The sequence below is a fragment of the Streptomyces sp. XM83C genome (genome assembly GCF_023072675.1).
Lineage (GTDB): Bacteria > Actinomycetota > Actinomycetes > Streptomycetales > Streptomycetaceae > Streptomyces > Streptomyces thermocoprophilus.
Genome location: NZ_JALLGL010000033.1, coordinates 1 through 17715, shown reverse-complemented (window position 1 = coordinate 17715; position 17715 = coordinate 1). Strand labels below are relative to the sequence as shown.

The following is a 17715-nucleotide window of genomic DNA, read 5'->3' as shown; positions in this document are numbered from 1 at the left end:
GCCGACGCGCCGTGCGCCGCTTGTCCAGGGCCCTGGCCCGCTCCGGCATCGACGCCGACCCGCTCCGCAACGAGCAGCTGCTGCGCCAGCTCGCCACCCGCCGCCAAGCAGCCGCCCTGGCCACCATCGACCTGCCCGGGCGCTGGACCCCGCCCGCCGGGCAGCCTGTCAGCCCGCGCACAGCACAGCCCGACCACTCCCGGGCGAACGGCGACGAGCGGGCGGACCGGGACGGGCGGGCAGAGGGCCGCGCCCGCCCGCACCCGTCAGATCCGGGCGACGAGGAACCCCACCCGGGCAGCCGCCCGGAATCCGCCCGCCCGAAACCCACCGCCCACTCCGGCCCGGAACGGGCAGCCCGCCAGCACGAGGCGGTTCCGTCACCCTCGGACAGCGGCTCGCGTACCCCACCGGCCAAGCGCCCCACGTCGAAACCGAAGCGGCCGAGCGGCAAACCGCGCGCCACCGCCGACGTCCTTCGCGCCTACGCCCGCAGGCTCCTTGACGAGCACGGCCGCCTGTCCCGCGACCTCTTGGAGCAGGCCGTACGCGGTGACGGATACACGGTCGCCAGCGACGACGCCGGCGTCATCGTCCGCGCGGTCAAGGCCGAACTGAGCGCCTCCCAAGACGGCTGACGACCACCTCGCCCATCTTCCCGCCCCCGCCCGGAGATCCCGATCGTGACGCACGACCCCCACCACGCCGATCACCGTTCCGACGATCTGCCGTCGCTGGCGAAGTCGCCTACGCTGCTGTGCCGTTTGCGGCTGGCGTTCGGACGGGCGGCTCCTGGCGGAGCCAGTAGTACCCCGAGTCCGACTCAAGGCCGGTCTTCGGGGATCTCCGCGCCGGGGGTGGCGGAGACGGCCCGACGCCAGGGGGCGCCGGACCGGGAGGTCGGGACCGAGGGCGGCCCCGACCCGGACGAGCTCCACACCGTCCAGCAGCAGATCCTCCACCCCGCACCCCCCACAGAACCGACAGCCGGCGAGCGAGCGGTGCAGAGCGTCCAGCCGACGATCCGCCGTTTCACCGGCACCAAGCGGACCGTCCGAGTCGGACCGCTTCGGTTCACCGGCGACGAGCACAACGCTCTCCAGGAGGCCGCAGTTGAGCACGGCTACAAGGGGGAATCCGGCTTCGCCGCCGACATCGTCCTCGCGTTCGTGTCCGGCAGGTTCACGGCGAACCTGCCGCTGTCCGAGGACCGCCGCCGCACCCACATGTTCCGCGCCCAGGTGCTGCGCGAGCTCAACCGCATCGGCGTCAACGTCAACCAGATCGCCCGCGCCCTCAACAGCGACCTCACCCCACCCGATATCCGGCACCGTCTTGCCGAGCTGCACCGTCTGCTGGAGCTGATCGCCGAGGCCCTGCGCGAACCGACCGAATCCAGGAAGGACCAGGCCGCGTGATCGCCGCCATCAAACCGGCCGGGTCCAACACCCGTGGCCTGCTCGCCTACCTCTACGGCCCCGGCCGCCACGACGAGCACACCGACCCGCACATCGTCGCCGGCTTCGCCATGCTCGGCATGCCCGACCCCGGCCGCGACCAAAGCGCCACCCTCACCCAGCTCGCCCGCCACCTTGACGAGCCCGTCCATCTTCGGAACAGCGAGTTCGGAAGGAAGGTCACCGACCACGTCTGGCACTGCCCCGTCCGCACGGCCCCCACCGATCGCCACCTCTCCGACGCCGAGTGGGCCGAGATCGCGCAGCGGATCGTCGAAGCCGCTGGCATCGCCCCGCCCGGCGACGACCTGGCCTGCCGGTGGATCGCCGTACGCCACGCGGATGACCACATCCACATCCTCGCCACCACCGTCCGCGAGGACGGCCGCCGCCCCAGGCTCCACGACAGCGGCATCCGCGTCGGCGACGCCTGCCGCCAGATCGAGACCGACTACGGCCTACGCCAGCTGAAGAAGGGCGACCGCACCGCCGGACGCGCACCCAGCCAGACCGAGATGCACAAGGCCGAGCGCCTCGGCTGGGAGCAGACCAGCCGCGACTGGCTCCAGGACCGCATCCGCGCCGCCATCCCCCACGCCAGCAGCGCGGAGGAACTCCTCGCCTACCTCGAAGCCGACGGCATCGCGGTCAAACCCCGCCGCGGACCGTCCGGAGACCTCCTCGGCTACGCCGTCGGCCGCCCCGGCGACCTCAACAAGGACGGCGAACAGATCTTCCACCCCGGCGGAAAGATCGCCCCCGACCTCACCCTCCCCAAGCTCAGGGCCCGCCTGGAGACGACCGCGCCGGAGGAGCACCCGACCGCACGCCGTGACCAGCCTGCCACCCCCTGGCATCAGGCCACCGACGCCCTCGGCACCCTCCACCAGGGGATGGCCGACGACGCCCACGCCCAGGCCCACATCACCGCGCTCGGCGACCTCATCGAAGCCACCGCCCAGAAAGTCCCCAACCACGTTCACGCCGAACTGCGAGCAGCCTCACGGGCATTCGTCCGCGCCCAGCGCTCCCAGATCCGCGCCGAGCACCAGGCCGCCCACACCCTGCGCAAGGCGGCCCGCGACCTTGCCCACACCGCCACCGGCCCCGACGGCAGCGCCCTGGCGACCCTGCTCGCTGCCCTCGTCTGGGCCACGATCGTCGCCGCCCGCTGGCACGAAGCGAAGAACCACGCCCACCAGGCCGAAGCCGCCCGCCAGACCCTCCACCACCTCCAGACCGCCGCCGACCACGCCCTCACGCCCGTCGTCGACAGCCTCGCCACCCGCCGGCCGAACGACCAGGCCCGCCGGACCCTCGCCCACGACGTCCGGGCCGCCGTCCCCGACCACGCCGACCGCATCCTCACCGACCCCGCTTGGCCGGCCCTCGCCACCGTCCTCGCCGACGCCGAAGCGGGCGGCCACAAACCCCACCAGCTCCTCAAGGAGGCCGCCGAGAAGCGTGAACTCACCACCGCCCGCCAACCCGCCCGTGTCCTGATCACCCGCATCCAGCACACCAGCCGCAACCCCGCACCCAACCCCCGCGCCGAAGCCGCCCGCCGCCGCTCCACCATGGCGCCCGCACCCAGCGCACACCAGGCACGAGACCCCCAACCCGCCACGGCGCCCATCACCCCCGCCGAGCAACGCCACCGAAGCCGCTGATAGCCGCAAGGAGCCCTATGACAGCCATCCGGCAGCCATCCGCCCACACCACCGAATTGCACCCGCAGAGTGCCGACCCCACAGCAGCCGACAGCAAGGAGCCCGCTCTGAAGATCCACCCCGCCGCCGACATCTTCCCGATGCTCAGCGAGGACGAACTGCTCGACCTCGCCGAGTCGATCAAGAACGAGGGCCTTCGCAAGGCCATCGTCGTCGACTCTGACGGTGTCCTCCTCGACGGTCGTAACCGCCTCGCCGCCTGCGAGATCGCCAGCGTCGAACCGCGCTTCACCACCTACACCGGCGACAACCCCCGAGCGTTCATCCTCTCCAGCAACGTCTACCGCCGGCACCTCAGCAAGGGGCAGCAGGCCATGATCACCGCCATGGCCTGTTCCGTTTCGGGACACTCCCTGCGCGACCTGGCCAAGACCCACAGCCTCAGCCGCACCCGCCTCTCCGCCGCCAACATCGTCCTCACCTATTCCCCCGAGCTCGCCGAACAGGTCCGCGTCGGCGCCTACCCGCTCGACGCCGCCTACGACATCGCCCGTGAGAATAAGGCGAAGGCCGCAGCCTTCCAGGAGAAGCGCGACCGCCTCAGCGAGCGGGCCCCCGACCTCGCCCAGCTCGTCACCGAAGGCCACCTCACCCTCGACGAAGCCATCGCCACGCTGGAGGAACGACAGGAGGACAACCGCATCCGGAATCAGATCGCCGACGCCGACGAACTCCACCTCGCAGACGGCCACACCACCCCGCCCCTGGCCCAACTCGCCGAGCAGGGAGACATCACCTGGCACCAGGCCCACCAGCGCGCCGAAGAGTTCCTGGCCCACAGGCAGGAGGCCATCCATTGCGCACGGCAGGCCATGGAACGGATCGCGGAGAACTGGGGCGTCGTCCGGGACCTCGCCGCCCGACCCGACAGCGCCTACGCGCGAGAGATCGTAGAGGCTCTCCCGCCAGAGGCCCGCACTCTCGCCCAGCGCTTGATCCGCCTGGACTGAGCCAGAGCGCCCCCTCGGGGCCGGAGCGAAAACGCGGGTCCCGAGGGCGATCGCCTACGCCACCTCTTCCGCATTCATGGGGCTCTTCGAACTTCCCGCACCGGTGCTCAGCGGTGTCCCCAAGCTTGCTTGGCCAATCTCCCCACTCGGCAAGCTGTCTTGTTCGGTGTCGACTGTTGCTGTCGGCATCGACGAACACGGAAGCGTGCAGGTGACGCAGAACATCCAGACGTGTCCGGCACCGAGGCAGGCACGAAACCGGCGTAATCGGTGCCGAGCAGCCCGACGCGGGGACCTGGCTGCGTAGGTGGGAGCGTCTCTGTGGCCCTACCCAGTCACCTGGCACACCCTGTTGTCGTCCGTCACCTCGTACACATCGATGCGCAGCAGCTCACGGACATGGAGCGGGACTCGTTCGGCGGCCTTGACTGACGACGAGGGCACGACGAGCGTATAGCGTATGTGAGGGTCCTGGCTCGTCATACGGCGCAGCAGCTGGCCGTAGGCGATGTCGGCGTCGATGCCTTTCTCGCTGGTGCGGCCTTTGGCTTCGCAGATCAGCCGCTCGTGGTCGCGTACAGCCTCCAGGTCGGTCCAGCGGTCCGTGGGGTCGACCGGGGTCCAGCCCTCGGCCAACAGCCACGTGCGGAAGGCGTCGGTGACGCGGTCCTCGTCGCTGTCGCGGGCCAGGATCTTGCGCAGCGCCTCCAGGTCGGCCTTCTCGTTGCGGCGCAGCCGTCCGCGGCTGTCAGCGTCAAGGTCGGCCGGGCGGACGACGATCAGCCGTAGCCCGTGTGCGGGGATCTCTGTGTCACGTCGGGCGTCGTACAGGGCCCGCTGCTCGCCCCGGTGGACACCGCTCACGGTCAGCCGGTCCGGCTTGTCGAAGTGAGGCATCGGCTGGTCGTGCTGCAGTTCGCGGTACTCGACGACGAGCTCGTGACCGGGCCAGTAGGCGTCAACGGGCAGCTTGGCCCGACGGCCGTTGGATCCGGGATCTCCCAGCAGCCAGTCGAACTTGTGCTGCGTCAAGGCGCTCTCGTGGAGGATCCGGTTGCACAGATCGACGACGTACGCCTCGTCACTGTCATCTCTCGTTCCCATGACCGGGCATCCTGCCACCCCCGACTGACAACTGCCCCGTGGCCGACGAGCCTCACCTCGCCGACCCCACCCAGCACCAGAGCACCGAAGCCGGACAGGGGAAAGCAGATAGCCCCGCCCAGGGCACGCGCCCCGTCAGCGTTCACGGGGTGCGCCGTTCGGTCTCAGGCGGAACGCAGCAGATCGGCCGCCTGACGCAACGTGTCCAGGATCTCCTGGCGGGCCGCAGGCCGGGAGGCGAACACCCGCGGACTGGGGTGCCATGTGGCAAGAGTGTGGACCTTGGGCGCGTACTGCTCCTGATAGGCAGCCCAGCCGGCTTGCGCCTTGCGCCCCATCAGGACGACCAGCTCCAGCGCGGGAAGCATCGAGATCACCTCATGCAGGAACGGCGCCGCGCGCTGTATCTCCGTCCGCCCGGGTGCGGCGATCCGGTCTGCGGTGCCGAGGTACCACGGCACGACGTTCCAGTGCACAGACAGCTCATAGGGGAGACCAGCCTCGTCCCGCAGCGTCCAGCAGTTCTGCGCGGTCGGATCGTCGTTGTCGATGGAGATGATGCCGCTGCCCGTACGGCGCAAGGCAGCTTCCGCCCCCATGGACTTCTGGCCGGGCGCCTCCAGAAGGAACAAGCTGCGCGCTTCAACGCCCCCAGACGCGGGATCGAACCACGGCACGGACTCGCCGTCCCCGAGACGTTCGCGCAGATTCTCCACCCAGTCGTTCAAAGGACGTACGGCGGGTACGGTCCGCACAGCCTCCAGCCGTGCCTGCAGGGCTTCGAGGTCGCGCAGAGCCCGAGGAGCCGTGGAACGAAGATGATCGCGTGCAGTCATGGGCCGCAGTGTGCCAGGCCCCCCTGACATCGGTATCGAGTCCTCAAACACTCCCAGTGGCCCCAGCATCCCTGCATCGTCCGAAGCCGAATCAAGTGAGGAAGAGAAACACGTCGATCAACGCGCCCCCACAAGGTTCGGCCGCAGTGAGGGGCATGGGGTGGGAGGTAAGGGCCCGGGGATCGGCGGCCGAACAAACGGGCCAGCGGGGCGGGCGCTACAGTCTCCGCGTTCATGTAGACCACAGGGAGGGGACATGAGCAGACGCTGGGGGGTGGCCTCCATCGCCGTACTCGCCTTTGCGACCGGCTGCGGGGCCGAGGTGCAGCGCGGAGCGAACGCCTATGACTACGCGGCCGGATACCTGAGCGGGCGCAACGAGAGCCAGGCAGGAGCGGAGAAGGGCACTGGGTGCGTGCAGCAGCTCCAGGACTACGAGGCCGCCATGGATGAGGGTGCGATCTCCGAGGTGCGCAAGTACTTCATGAAGGGGTGCATGGACGGCTTCGACGGCGCCAGCCCCGCGATGTGGCCAGAAGACCAGCCAAAGCCGTAGATCGAGATGCGGGCGGTCCCGTTCCGCGCAGGCGGCTCCATGACGAGGAGTCGCCCGCCTCGCTCCGTTCGTCCGCCACCTCATGAACACGCTCGGCCAGACTTCTCCCGGCTGCCGGATCCACCCGGCAGAATGAGGCCCTCTGCGTGTCCGCTCACACTGCGCAACAAGAACGCCGGCGGCGAGACACCATGCTTGTTGGACCAGCGGCTGGCTTGAAGAGGGCGGAGCCTCTATGCGGACGGTTCGCTTCGAGAGTTTCGGGCCCGTTCCAGACGACCGTGCAGTCCACCGTGGTCACGTAGAGCCTTCGTTGCTGTCCCGATGAAGCGATGTCCTTCATCGTCGAGGTTGAACTCGACGATGGTGCGGACGCCGTCCTCTGGCCTACCGCTCTCGGAGGTGATCACGAGGTACTGGATTCGCTTCGGCCGACGGCCGCCGACAGGGCCTTCTGGGTCGAACACGGCGATGTCGTCGAATGGGAGGTCCATACTTCTTGCCGGGAGGCTCGGACTGTCGAGGGCCACGATCACGCGACGGTCTGTCAGGTAGAAACGCACGGGAAGCGGCGGGGCGTCAGCAGGAACCCACATACCGCCACACGTGACCCACTCGACCTCTCCCTCTTCCAGTGCATCCTGGACAAACTGCCAGAGGAGGGACTCGGCTATCAGAGCGTCCGCTTCCTTCTTCGGGACTGTCAAAGCGCCCGCGAAGCGAGTTCCGAAGGGTTCCACGGCGTGATCAGTGATGGGACGTGATTCCTGATTTTCCTTGCGGCGGCGAAACAGCGCCATTGGCTCTCCTTGTGAGTGGGCGATCCCAAGTGCATCGTTGGCATGCTGTGTCGCAGCTGCAGGAGGACGCTACCAACCACCTGGCTCTCTCGTCCCCGTGCGCATCGACGCTGCCGCCCGGGGCACGCAGACTGGTGGGTTCGGTGATCGCATCCGGGGACGGCTTGAGGTAACGACGGACGTTCGCCGGCACCCGGCAGCGCTGTCGGCCGTCACTGCTCGTACGCCCACGCCCGGCCGGTCTGGCGGTACTCCTCGACGGGGATGGGAGCAACGCCCGTCCGCATCCGCGCGGTGTAGAGCAGGCCATCGAGGTGGTCGATCTCGTGGTGGACCAGCCGGGCGAGCCCGCGTTCGTAGGTGGTGGTCACCAGCTGGCCCTCCAGCGTGATGGTCTCCACGGTGATCCGTAGCGGCCGGGGGACCAGGCCACGGACGTCGAAGAACGACAGGCAGCCCTCGTACTGCTCGTCCTCGTCGCTGGAGCGGTCGGTGATTCGGGGGTTCAGCAGGACGATCGCCGGGGCACCGGGGTCGGGGGGCTGGACCACGGCGGCGGCCCGGCCGATCGCGATCTGCGGGGCCGCGATGCCCATGCCCTTGGCGAAGGGGTGGACCTGCCCGATTCGCTCCATCGCGGAGAAGAGCTGCTCGATGACGTGCTCGGCTGCCTCGCGCTCGGCCGGCAGGTCGAAGGCGCGGGCAGGCTCGGCGAGGACGGGGGCTCCGTTCTGCACGACGCCGAGGCCGCGCATCTGCTCGCTGGGCCGCACCTGGATCACCTGAACTCCCCTTGGCTCGCTTCACGTTCGGGTCGCGCCCGGAACCGCCATTCCAGACGGTACCGGGCATGGAGCGCGGGTGTGGACGTGCTCCAGGAGAAGACCCGCATCCCGCTCTCCTCGCGCTGGACCGGGGCCGTTCGCAGCGGCGCCGCCTCGGCGGTCATGGAGGTCTCGGTGCCCCACACAGCCGGGTCGAGCTCGGCGGGGAAGGCGAGTTCGACCGCCAGGTGCTCGGTGGGCAGGCGGACGGCGCGCTGGAACCAGCGGCCCCACTTCTCTTCGCCCACCGAGTAGGCGTACTCGATCCACACCGACTCGCCCGGGTACAGAGGGAAGCGGCCCTGTTCGTTCTCGAACAGCAGCCACACCTCCTTGAAGGCGTCGCGGTCGTGCTTGGCCTGCCAGCGCATCGCCTCACCGCGACAGGTCGCGGTCAGGGCAAGCTCGTCCCAGGTCAGCGGGTGCTCGCGGTAGTGCGCGTTGGACCGTTCCGGCTCGCCCGGGTAGCGGTCGACGCTGATGCGGATCAGATAGCGGGTGATCGGCTCACCGCCGGTGTTCCGCAACAGCCGGCGCATCGTGAGCCGGTAGAGGCGCCCGTCGTAGTCGAGGCGGGCCGCGTCGTGCTCGACGACGATCGCCGAGCCGGTCGCGTACGGCTGCTCGGCCCTGCGGGGGGCGGGTACGACCGGTGCCGGTGCCACGGGCGTCTTGGCCGTCTCGTAGTCCAGCCAGCGCTTCCAGATGGCCTTGCCCGCGTTCAGAGCCTCCTCCGCGCGTCGGGCGAAGTCCTCGGTCGGCTTGTGACGGCCCGACTCGACGTGGCTTACGTAGGACGGGTCGAATCCCATCCTTCTGGCTAACTCCCGCTTGGCCAGCCCCCGCACCTCGCGCCAGTAGGCGACCTCCGCCGCGAACGCCTCGGCGGCCTGCTCGACCGTCAAGGCGTCGTCCCGCGCGTCCATCAAAGCCCCCGCCCTGGCCGTCGGATGAGATGAATGAACCGTGAGTGATCTCGATTCACCATTCTGTCACGGTCCCGGCCGCCAGTTTCCTTCCTCTACCGGCCCAGGTCGACCCCCGGGCCCAAACCAGGAGGGTCCCAGCGATGCGCGTGCTGTATCTGCTCAACGTCTCCAACTCCAGTCAGCTGTCCGCCGACTCCGGCTACACCTTCGCCGACCTGCTCGCCCCGGCCCTGACCGACGCCGGGGCCGAAGTGACCGTGGCCTCGCCGGTCCCGGTCGGTGACGCCCGCGTGCACTTCGCGCCCACCGTCTCGCCGTCCACCAAGTACCGGGCCCGCTTCGACCCCGGTATGGACGCTCTGGTCACCCTGATCCGCGACCGGCGGCCCGAGGTGGTGGTGGCCAACCAGATCGAGGCCGCCCCCGCGATCCGGGCCGCGCTCCTGGAAGCCGGGGTGGACGCGCTGATCGCCGGCTACTGCCACTATCTGCCGTTCTCCTTCACCGACACCGGAGTCCTGGCGCTGGACCCGGCGATGAACGACCGGAGCCTGAGCCGAAGCGTGCTGCTGGCCTTCGCCGCCGGCCTCGCGGCCTGCGACCGCATCCTGGTCCACTCCTCCACCGCCGCCTCCTGGACCACCGCGGCTGCCGCCCGCACCGGCGTCGACCTCGGCGACAAGCTGCACATCGTCCCTGCCCCCAGGGACGTACGGCTGGTGCGCGACCCGGCCGACATCACCCCGCCCGAAGGCCGAGCCACCGGCATCTACAACCACCGCCTGTACAGGCACTACGGCACCGCTCGCTTCACCCAGCTCGCCCGCCGCCTCGTCGCCGACGCCCCCGTGCGGCTCACGGTGATGGACCTGTTCGGCACCCGTAGCCCCGAGCGCATCCGTCTCGACCCCAGCCCCGAACGGCACCTGGAGGAGCTGGCGACCACGGATGGCGTCACCATCGCCTCCGACCGCGGCGACCGCATCCGCTACCGCAACCTGCTGGCCGGCGCCCACTTCGGCATCGCCCCCTTCCGATCTGGCTGCCCCTGGTCCATGTCGGTGATCGACTGCCAGGCGATGGGCCTGCCCGTGATCGGCCCGCGTACCGGCTGGCTGGCCGAGCACATCGACCACGAGCTGCTGTTCGACACCGACGAACAGGCCGTCCAGATCACCGAGCGCCTCGCCACGGACGCCGAGTTCTACCTGGTGCACGCCAAGCGCGCGTACGCCTCCACCGCCCACCTCACGCCCGCCATGGTGGCCGCCCGTTACCTGGAGGCGATCAAGTGACCGGCTTCGACGCGGTCCAGCTCTCCTACGACGAGCCGCTGGCCGACCGTCTGCACACCCGCCTCGCCCGGGTGCTGGGCGGCAACGTCAAGCGCCTGCACGGAGTCCGCGGGATGCGACGCGCCTACCGGCTCACCGCCGAGCTGGTCGACACCGAGCAGTTCTTCCTTGCCGACGGTGACTTCGCCATCGACCCCGAGTTCCCCACCGCCGCGGTTCAGCCGCTGGCTGACGGATTGGCGATGCGGGTCTGGCAGGCGGTCAACCCGGTCAACGGCCTGACCTACGGCTACGGCGGGCTCAAGCTGATCCGCCGCTCGGCGCTGAGGGAGATGGGCCAGGCCGTCGACGTGCTGGCCGCACTGCCCGGCCGGGTCGAGTTCTGCCGCCAGACCGCCGGGGTCACGCGGTTCAACCAGAGCCCGTTCCACGCGTGGAAAGCGGGCTTTCGCGAGTGCGCGATGCTCGCGCGCGGCAGCGAGTACGGCATGACCGATGCCTCCGCCCAGGAACGCATCGCCGCTTGGACGGCCAGCCGCGATGGCGAATTCGCCGCCTACGCGGCGGCCGGAGCCCGCGGCGGACTCGGCTTCGCCAAGGCCGCCGCCCGCGACCCGCAACACTTCGAGGCGCTCAACGACCCGCCCTGGCTGTATCAGCACTTCACCACGCTGTACGGCGAGCAGGCGGTGACCGGATGAACGCCGCCCCCGGGTCGCTGGTGCTGATTGAGCCATACGCGCACCGGGTCGGCGGACACCACCAGCGCACGTTGGCGGCGCTCGCCACCGCGCGGCCGGACAGCTTCGTCATCGCCCCGGGCGGCCTGAGCGAGGACGTGGGCCCGCTGGTTCAGTCCGGTTCCCGGGTCGCCGTCGGTCCGGCCGGGCCCGCGGCGAAGATCCTTCTGGCCGTCGCGCGGGCGGCAGCACGGGTCTCCGCCGCCGGCCAGCAGATCTTCGCCTCCCGGCGCTGGCCGCTGGCGGTCCGCAGGTCCCCGCACCAGGTCACCCTTCTCGCCCGGTGCCTGACCGAGGCCGCCTGCCTTCGCACCGCACGCCGCCTCGCCCCGCGGGCCTCGGCAGTGGTGATCCTCAGCGCGAACGAGGCCCTGCACGGTGTGGCCGCCCTGCTCGGCGGCACCCCGCACCTGCGGTTCATCCACGAGGCGGTCACCACCGAAGACCGCCTGGTCCGGTGGCTGGGCCGACTCGCCCGCAGGGGCGAGAAACGGGTGATCGCGCTGTATCCGACCACCGCTGTCCGCGATCAGGTCGCGCCGGCCTTCCCTCGCCTTCTGGGTGAGGTGCGAGCGTTCGCGGTCGACGACGGGCGCCCGCTGACCGACGCCGAACGAGACGGTGCCCGCACCGCCTTCACCATCCCCGCCGACGCGAAGGCGGTGTGCGTGGTCGGCGGCTGGTGGCCGTACAAGGACATCCCCGCCATCGACGCCGCCCTCGCCCGCCTCACCACCCCGCTGCACGTCCTGGTGTGCGGCACCCCGCTGGACGACGCCGTCCTCACACGCTGGCATCAGCTCCCCAAAGTCCGCCTTCACACCGTGCCCGGCCCGGTCGGCGACCAGGTCCTGCGGCTCGTGTACGCCGCTGCCGACGCGGCCCTTGTCGCGCGGAAGCCCGGCGTGGGCAAGGAATCAGGACTGGTCATGGACGCCGCCCGCCTCGGCGTCCCGCTGATCGTCTCCGCACACGACTCCGAGCTGACCGCCCGGCTCATCGGGGAGCCGTGGGCCCGGCTCTTCCCTGCCGACGATCCGGACGCCCTCGCCAAGACGCTGGACGGCCTCACGACTGACGCGCCTGCCCGCCCGGGTCCTTCGGCGCGCGGGGTCCTGGACATGCACTCGGCGGCCGAGCAGGCCGCCTTCCTCGCCGACACCTACACCCGCCTGACCAAGGAATGCCGATGAAGACGACCGTCTCTCCCGCCCTGGTCGCGGTGGTCGGCCCGGTCGAACCGGCTCTGCTGGCCGCCTGGACTGCCCACTACCGCCGACTCGGCATCGAACGCTTCCACCTCGCCTTCCACTTCCCCGACCACGTCCACGACGCCTGGCGGCACCAGCTCCTCGCGGCCAGCCACGACCTCGACATCATCCCTGCCCGGATCAGCACCGGACCGTGGCACGAGCACACCAACACCCGGCTCCGCGACTCCTTGCGCGAGCAGGCCGGGACAGGCTGGCACCTGATCGCCGACTCCGACGAGTTCCAGACCTACCCTGCCCCGCTCGCCGAGATGATCGCCCAGGCCGAGGCCGCCAGGCACAAGGTGATCGGCGGGTTGATGCTCGACCGCGTCACGAACGACGGCCGCCTGGCCCTCTGGCGCCCGGAAACGGGACTGGACCGGGCCTTCCCGCTCGGCGGGCACCTCACCCACCGGCTCCTCAAGGGCGATCCACGCAAGATCGTCCTCGCCCACTCCTCGGTGACCGTGGCGTCCGGAAACCACCGGGCACCGGGCCACAAGCCCGACCCGGACACGCTCGCGTGCGTGCACCACTTCAAGTGGCGCTCGGGCGTCCTGGACGACCTGCGCCGGCGGGTCGACCGGTTCACCTCCGGTGAGTGGGCCGAGCACACCCCGGCCGTCCGCAGCGAGGCGTCCCGCCTGTTGCAGCACGTCGACCGCCACAACGGCCGCATCGACGTCGCCGATCCCCGTCTGGCCTTCCGCCGCGTCACCCTCGACCGCCTGCCGGACGGCTGGGCCGCCGAAGCCGCCAAGATCTCCACCACCTGGCGCCCGCACATGACTCAGAGCCAGTCCGGCTCCACGATCTCCTCGCCCTCGCCCTGAGGCGCCTCGAAGCGGGCGAAGAAGTCGTCCAGGGCCTCCGGCGTCACGACGAGCGCGTTGGCGTCCTCCCGCTCGTTGCGCTCCACCAGCCTGCGCAGCAGTTCGTCACGCTTCACCGGGAAGTACAGCAGCCGCCACCGCCCGCCGGCCGACTCCACCAGCTCCTTCATCGCATCCCGGTCCTTACGCGGCCACAGCCCGTGGTCCCACACCACGTCCCGGCCCTCGGCGACCAGCTCGGCCAGCCGCTCGTGCAGCTCGGCGACGACCGGGGCCTCCTTCTCGAAGTAGGTGTTCTCCGGGTAGTCGACGCCGTACCGGCCGTGCCGCTCATAGACGACCTCGTCCACGGACAGCCGCACAGCACCCTCGGGCTCCAGCTTCCGCTGGGCATAGGTGGTCTTCCCCGAACCGGTGAGCCCCACCAGCAGGAACACCACCGGAGTGCGCTCGGCCACCGCCAACTCCCCTCAACACCACCAGCGTTCCTTGGCCAGTCTGCCACCGCCGGCAAGCCCAGGACCCCGTTCCTCATCACCACCACCCGAAGGAGCCGCCCGTGTCCGCCTCCGCACTCGCCCGCGCGCTACGGGCCTACGTCCGCCACGCACCCGGAACCGTGGGCAAGGTCCAGCTCGTCGGCCGCTTCCTCGACGAGCACCTGCGCACTCACCCCATCCACGCCACCGTCGGACTGAGGTCCGGCGACAAGGTCGGCGTCACCACCAGCGACGTCATCCAGCGCTACCAGTACCTGTTCGGCGAGTGGGAGCCGAACCTGAGCGCCTTCCTGCGCGACCGGCTCCGGCCTGGCGACACCTTCATCGATGTCGGAGCTCACCGCGGCGCCTTCAGCCTCCTGGCCTCCCATGCCGTCGGACCCCACGGCCGTGTCGTCGCCATTGAACCCTCCCCGCAGTTCCACGACGACCTGACCGCCGTGGCCACCGCCAACCACCGCACCAACATCCGGGCCGTCCGCTCCGCTGCCTTCGACACCCACGGCACCCTGACTCTTTATCTGGAGGACCCCGCCAACCTCGGTCACACCACCGCCGTCCGGCCCCGGCACGTCCACGTGGCCTTCGACGTGCCGACCGCACCCCTGGCCGGCCTGGTCAGCAGGGCAGAGCTCGCCACCACCCGGATCATCAAGATCGACGTCGAAGGCGCCGAGGCAGCAGCCATCCGAGGGCTGCTGCCCGCGCTGGTGGACCTGCGCGACGACGCGGAACTCGTCGTGGAAGTCACCCCCAGGCTCCTGGCCAAGCAGGGCGAGAGCGCCGCCGACATCATCGACACCCTGCGCAAGCACGGCTTCCACGCGTACACGCTCACCAACGACTACGACCCGGCCACCTACCCCCGGGCCATGCGCCGACCGCAGCCGCCGGTCCGGTGCACCGAAACCCCGAAGCACATGACCGACCTGGTCTTCTCCCGCACCAACGCCGATCGCCTCATGCTCGGCCGCTGAGCAGCACCCCCACGTTCCGAGCGGCCCGGCCGGTCCGAGCCGCCCGCCAGGACCACCGACACCTTCCGGCACGTCGACGAGGAGTGGGCACGTGATCAACACCAGCGTTATGAACAGCCGCAACGCAGTCTGCGTGATCGTCCACGACAAGGACGCCGACACGATCGCCGCCGTGCTCTACGGAGCCCGCAACTGGTCCCCGCAGCCGGCCTGGACCCTCCCCGGTGGCAAGGCCGAACCCGGCGAAGCCCTCGACGAGGCCGCCGCCCGCGAACTCAAGGAGGAGACCGGCCTGCTCGTCGACCCGGCGGATCTCGCCCTCGTCCAGGTCATCCACGTCGAACAGGGCTGGGACCAGGCCGGGCAGTTCGTCCTGTTCGTCTTCGCCACCGACACGTGGGCCGGTGAGCTGACCAACCCCGAGCCGGACAAGCACCTGACGGCCGAGTGGGTCGCCGCGAGCGGCCTGCCCACCCCCGCGTTCCCGACCTCCACGCAGGCCCTGGCGGCGTACCGGGATGGAGGCCCGTCCTTCTCCCGCCATGGATGGTCGATCACCGCTGCGCAATAAGCCGGCACCAGGGTGATCGGCGGGCCTCGTCGCCACACTGAGACGGCTCCGTCGGGTGCCGCCCACCTCGCACCAGACCGGATCGCCGCAGCGTGAGGACGTCACGCTCTGGAGTCGCACGGGAACACCCCTGGGGCCGACGTAGGCTCGGTGGCATGAGCCTGCGCCTGAGCACCGTGATCCTTCCCGTCGACCGCTGGCACGAGGGAGGCCGCGCGAAGTGGCAGCGCGCCGAGGAACTCGGCTTCCACGCCGCGTACACGTACGACCACCTCTCCTGGCGGACCTTCCGCGACGGCCCCTGGTTCGGCGCCCTGCCCACCCTTACCGCCGCCGCCACGGCCACGGACCGCCTGCGCCTGGGCACCCTCGTCACGTCGCCTAATTTCAGGCATCCAGTGACGCTCGCCAAGGAGCTGATCTCGCTCGACGACATCTCCGGCGGGCGGGTCACCCTCGGCATCGGGGCCGGCGGCAACGGCTTCGACGCCACCGCGCTCGGCCAGGAGGCGTGGACGCCGAAGGAGCGGGCGGACCGGTTCGGCGAGTTCGTGCCGCTGCTCGACCGCCTGCTCACCGAGGGCGCGGTCTCGCAGAAAGGCGACTTCTACACGGCGGAGGAGGCGCGGAACATCCCAGGCTGTGTCCAGCGCCCGCGGCTGCCGTTCGCCGTGGCGGCGACCGGGCCGCGCGGGCTGCGGCTGGCCGCCCGGTACGGGCAGGCGTGGGTGACGACGGGCGACCCGAAGTTGTACGAGGAGGGGACCCCGGAGCAGTCGGTGGAGGCACTGCGCGGGCAGGTCGAGAAGCTCGGCAAGGCGTGCGCCGAGTCCGGGCGGGATGTGGCCGAGCTGGACAAGATCCTGCTGACCGGCTTCACCCCGGACCGGGGCCGACCGCTGGAGTCTGTGAACGCCTTCGTCGACTTCGCCGGCCGCCACCAGGAGCTCGGCTTCACCGAGATCGTGATCCACTGGCCGATCCCCGACTCAGACTTCGCCGCCGACCAGGCCGCATTCGAAGGAATTGCTACGGAGGCTGTTGGGCAGCTGGGCTGACCTCGAAGGGATCGAGGCTAGCAATGCCGGGAAGGGTCCACCTCGACGTGGCCAGGTCTCTTCCCGCCTGCGGAGCGCCGGCTTGTCCATCAGAGATCACCGCCGTCGGGTAGATCCGTCCATTCGGATCGGTGAGCGACGGGAAGGTGCCACGCCAGGATCTGCAGCGCGGCACATCGAAGGGCCGCAGACCCTGAACCCAAGCGGACGCAGAAACGCCTGCAGACCTAAGGCCGTGGTGGGAAAATGAGGCCATGACTTCCCAGTTACCTTCGTGGATTCCGAGTCATCTTCAACGGGCGAGGCCCGACCAATGCTGGTGGTGCGGAGGGCTAGCGGATTCCCGCGAGCACCGACACAAGAAGTCTGACGTCGTGGGAACCTTCGGTAAGGCTTGGATGCGCGGCCAGGTCGTTCGAGTGGTTAACGGAAGCAGCTATCTTGGGCAAGTGCAAGGGCCGAACTCTGACACCCTCAAGTTTGCGAAAGTACTCTGCGCGAACTGTAATAACTCGCGAAGTCAGCCATTCGATGCAGCGTACGAGACTTTCTCCAGATACGTTCGCACGAATAGTCGAGTAGGCGAGGAGTATTTTTCCTTCAAATTTTCCAACATCTATGGATCCGACTGGCGCAACGAAAGAGAAGCGCTGGTCAGGTACTTCGTGAAGGCAATCGGCTGCCGCCTGGCCGAGGATGGCTTGCAGACCCCCAAGGCGGTGATTGACTTCCTAGATGGCAGCGGAAAGCGAGCGCCGCACCTGAATATGGAGATGGGGGTTAATCTTGCGAAGCTAGAAATGGGCAAGCACATGAAATTTCACGGCGAGGAGGAAGGGAGTCTATGGCTGGGCGACCACGGCCCATGGGTGGATAACGCAGGGGCTCTCGTCGGAACTTGGAGCTTCTTCGGATTCCAATGGTTCACCCTGACGTGGGTCTTCTTCTTTGATCGGGTGCGCGGACGCAGTAACTTCTACAACTCGGACAAGGTTGAAATGAATCAGTTCTGGCCCCCAGGGATTGCTGCAGGCGATGCAGAAAGAGCCTGCACAGTCTGCAATCACGGGCACCCCTGAGAGCCGCGCCGGGGCGCTCGAGTAAGGGTTGTTCCGTGACTACTGGTCGCGGGTGAGATGTTCTCGGCGTGGCCGGTGTCCCGCCTGCACAACCTCCAGGCGTGATGCGTGCTCATCCGGTGAGACCGAGTTCGCGTAGGGCGTCGGCGGGGTGGTTGCGGTAGTGGTCGTGGGCGGCGGCGTTGTTCTTCCATCCGGCGAGGTGAGCGAGGCTGATCGCCAG

General features: G+C 69.5%; 19 protein-coding genes. 13 read left to right on the top strand and 6 right to left on the bottom strand.

What is annotated here, in order from left to right:
- Window positions 1-20: 20 nt before the first annotated feature.
- The 4 genes from MTQ10_RS31435 (at window position 21) to MTQ10_RS06505 (ending at window position 4137) form a co-directional block, all read left to right on the top strand.
- Window positions 21-638 carry a hypothetical protein gene (locus MTQ10_RS31435; protein ID WP_308404546.1) on the top strand — a complete coding sequence of 206 codons (618 nt, stop codon included), beginning with the start codon at window positions 21-23 and terminating at the stop codon, window positions 636-638.
- A 219-nt stretch (window positions 639-857) separates the two neighbouring features.
- Entirely contained in the window at window positions 858-1418 is a 561-nt protein-coding gene (locus MTQ10_RS31430; protein ID WP_247463192.1) for a MobC family plasmid mobilization relaxosome protein, read from the top strand.
- On the top strand, window positions 1415-3127 hold the full coding sequence (locus MTQ10_RS06510) for a mobilization protein (RefSeq protein ID WP_247463190.1): 1713 nt from the start codon (window positions 1415-1417) through the stop codon (window positions 3125-3127). Before MTQ10_RS31430 ends, MTQ10_RS06510 begins: the two co-directional genes overlap by 4 nt.
- Window positions 3128-3144: 17 nt before the next feature.
- Window positions 3145-4137: a ParB N-terminal domain-containing protein gene (locus tag MTQ10_RS06505; RefSeq protein ID WP_247463188.1), complete on the top strand. Its 993-nt coding sequence runs from the start codon at window positions 3145-3147 to the stop codon at window positions 4135-4137.
- A gap of 327 nt (window positions 4138-4464) precedes the next feature.
- Here the strand turns inward: MTQ10_RS06505 and MTQ10_RS06500 are convergent, their stop codons facing one another.
- On the bottom strand, window positions 4465-5241 hold the full coding sequence (locus MTQ10_RS06500; RefSeq protein WP_247463186.1) for a hypothetical protein: 777 nt from the start codon (window positions 5239-5241) through the stop codon (window positions 4465-4467).
- A 164-nt stretch (window positions 5242-5405) separates the two neighbouring features.
- Window positions 5406-6077 (bottom strand): uracil-DNA glycosylase, encoded by a 672-nt coding sequence (locus MTQ10_RS06495; RefSeq protein ID WP_247463184.1) that lies wholly within the window; start codon window positions 6075-6077, stop codon window positions 5406-5408.
- Between the two features lie 256 nt (window positions 6078-6333).
- Here MTQ10_RS06495 and MTQ10_RS06490 point away from each other — a divergent pair, with 256 nt between their 5' ends.
- Entirely contained in the window at window positions 6334-6633 is a 300-nt protein-coding gene (locus tag MTQ10_RS06490) for a hypothetical protein (protein WP_247463181.1), read from the top strand.
- A gap of 233 nt (window positions 6634-6866) precedes the next feature.
- On the opposite strand, the gene MTQ10_RS06485 is transcribed toward MTQ10_RS06490, so the two are convergent.
- The 3 genes from MTQ10_RS06485 to MTQ10_RS06475 all read right to left on the bottom strand — a co-directional run bounded on the left by MTQ10_RS06485 (window position 6867) and on the right by MTQ10_RS06475 (window position 9183).
- On the bottom strand, window positions 6867-7433 hold the full coding sequence (locus MTQ10_RS06485; RefSeq protein ID WP_247463179.1) for a hypothetical protein: 567 nt from the start codon (window positions 7431-7433) through the stop codon (window positions 6867-6869).
- A 212-nt stretch (window positions 7434-7645) separates the two neighbouring features.
- The gene (locus MTQ10_RS06480) at window positions 7646-8215 is read right to left on the bottom strand and encodes a peptide deformylase (RefSeq protein WP_247463177.1); all 570 of its coding nucleotides are present in this window, start codon (window positions 8213-8215) and stop codon (window positions 7646-7648) included.
- Window positions 8212-9183, bottom strand: coding sequence for a helix-turn-helix domain-containing protein (locus MTQ10_RS06475; RefSeq protein WP_247463175.1), 972 nt, complete (start codon window positions 9181-9183; stop codon window positions 8212-8214). Before MTQ10_RS06475 ends, MTQ10_RS06480 begins: the two co-directional genes overlap by 4 nt.
- 143 nt (window positions 9184-9326) lie before the next feature.
- On the opposite strand from MTQ10_RS06475, the gene MTQ10_RS06470 reads away from it, so the two are divergent.
- From MTQ10_RS06470 to MTQ10_RS06455, 4 genes are read left to right on the top strand one after another with little or no spacing between them, the layout of a single operon-like run.
- Window positions 9327-10481 (top strand): glycosyltransferase family 1 protein, encoded by a 1155-nt coding sequence (locus MTQ10_RS06470; protein WP_247463173.1) that lies wholly within the window; start codon window positions 9327-9329, stop codon window positions 10479-10481.
- Window positions 10478-11182, top strand: coding sequence for a hypothetical protein (locus MTQ10_RS06465; RefSeq protein WP_247463171.1), 705 nt, complete (start codon window positions 10478-10480; stop codon window positions 11180-11182). Before MTQ10_RS06470 ends, MTQ10_RS06465 begins: the two co-directional genes overlap by 4 nt.
- The gene (locus tag MTQ10_RS06460) at window positions 11179-12414 is read left to right on the top strand and encodes a hypothetical protein (protein WP_247463169.1); all 1236 of its coding nucleotides are present in this window, start codon (window positions 11179-11181) and stop codon (window positions 12412-12414) included. The genes MTQ10_RS06465 and MTQ10_RS06460 overlap by 4 nt, the downstream gene beginning before the upstream one ends.
- Window positions 12411-13307, top strand: a complete 897-nt coding sequence (locus MTQ10_RS06455; RefSeq protein WP_247463167.1) for a glycosyltransferase family 2 protein — start codon at window positions 12411-12413, stop codon at window positions 13305-13307. The genes MTQ10_RS06460 and MTQ10_RS06455 overlap by 4 nt, the downstream gene beginning before the upstream one ends.
- Here MTQ10_RS06455 and MTQ10_RS06450 read toward each other — a convergent pair.
- Complete coding sequence (locus MTQ10_RS06450; protein WP_247463165.1) at window positions 13265-13765, bottom strand: AAA family ATPase; 501 nt, start codon at window positions 13763-13765, stop codon at window positions 13265-13267. The two genes, MTQ10_RS06455 and MTQ10_RS06450, sit on opposite strands and share 43 nt — an antisense overlap.
- Before the next feature lie 101 nt (window positions 13766-13866).
- Between MTQ10_RS06450 and MTQ10_RS06445 the strand changes: the two genes are divergently transcribed.
- From MTQ10_RS06445 to MTQ10_RS06430, 4 genes are all read left to right on the top strand, one after another.
- Entirely contained in the window at window positions 13867-14784 is a 918-nt protein-coding gene (locus MTQ10_RS06445; RefSeq protein ID WP_247463164.1) for an FkbM family methyltransferase, read from the top strand.
- A gap of 91 nt (window positions 14785-14875) precedes the next feature.
- Window positions 14876-15355 (top strand): NUDIX domain-containing protein, encoded by a 480-nt coding sequence (locus MTQ10_RS06440; protein WP_247463162.1) that lies wholly within the window; start codon window positions 14876-14878, stop codon window positions 15353-15355.
- Window positions 15356-15510: 155 nt separating this feature from the next.
- A complete protein-coding gene (locus tag MTQ10_RS06435) occupies window positions 15511-16413 on the top strand; it encodes an LLM class flavin-dependent oxidoreductase (protein WP_247463160.1) in 903 nt (300 codons plus the stop codon).
- Window positions 16414-16787: 374 nt separating this feature from the next.
- Entirely contained in the window at window positions 16788-17492 is a 705-nt protein-coding gene (locus tag MTQ10_RS06430) for a hypothetical protein (RefSeq protein WP_247463158.1), read from the top strand.
- Window positions 17493-17715 lie beyond the last annotated feature (223 nt).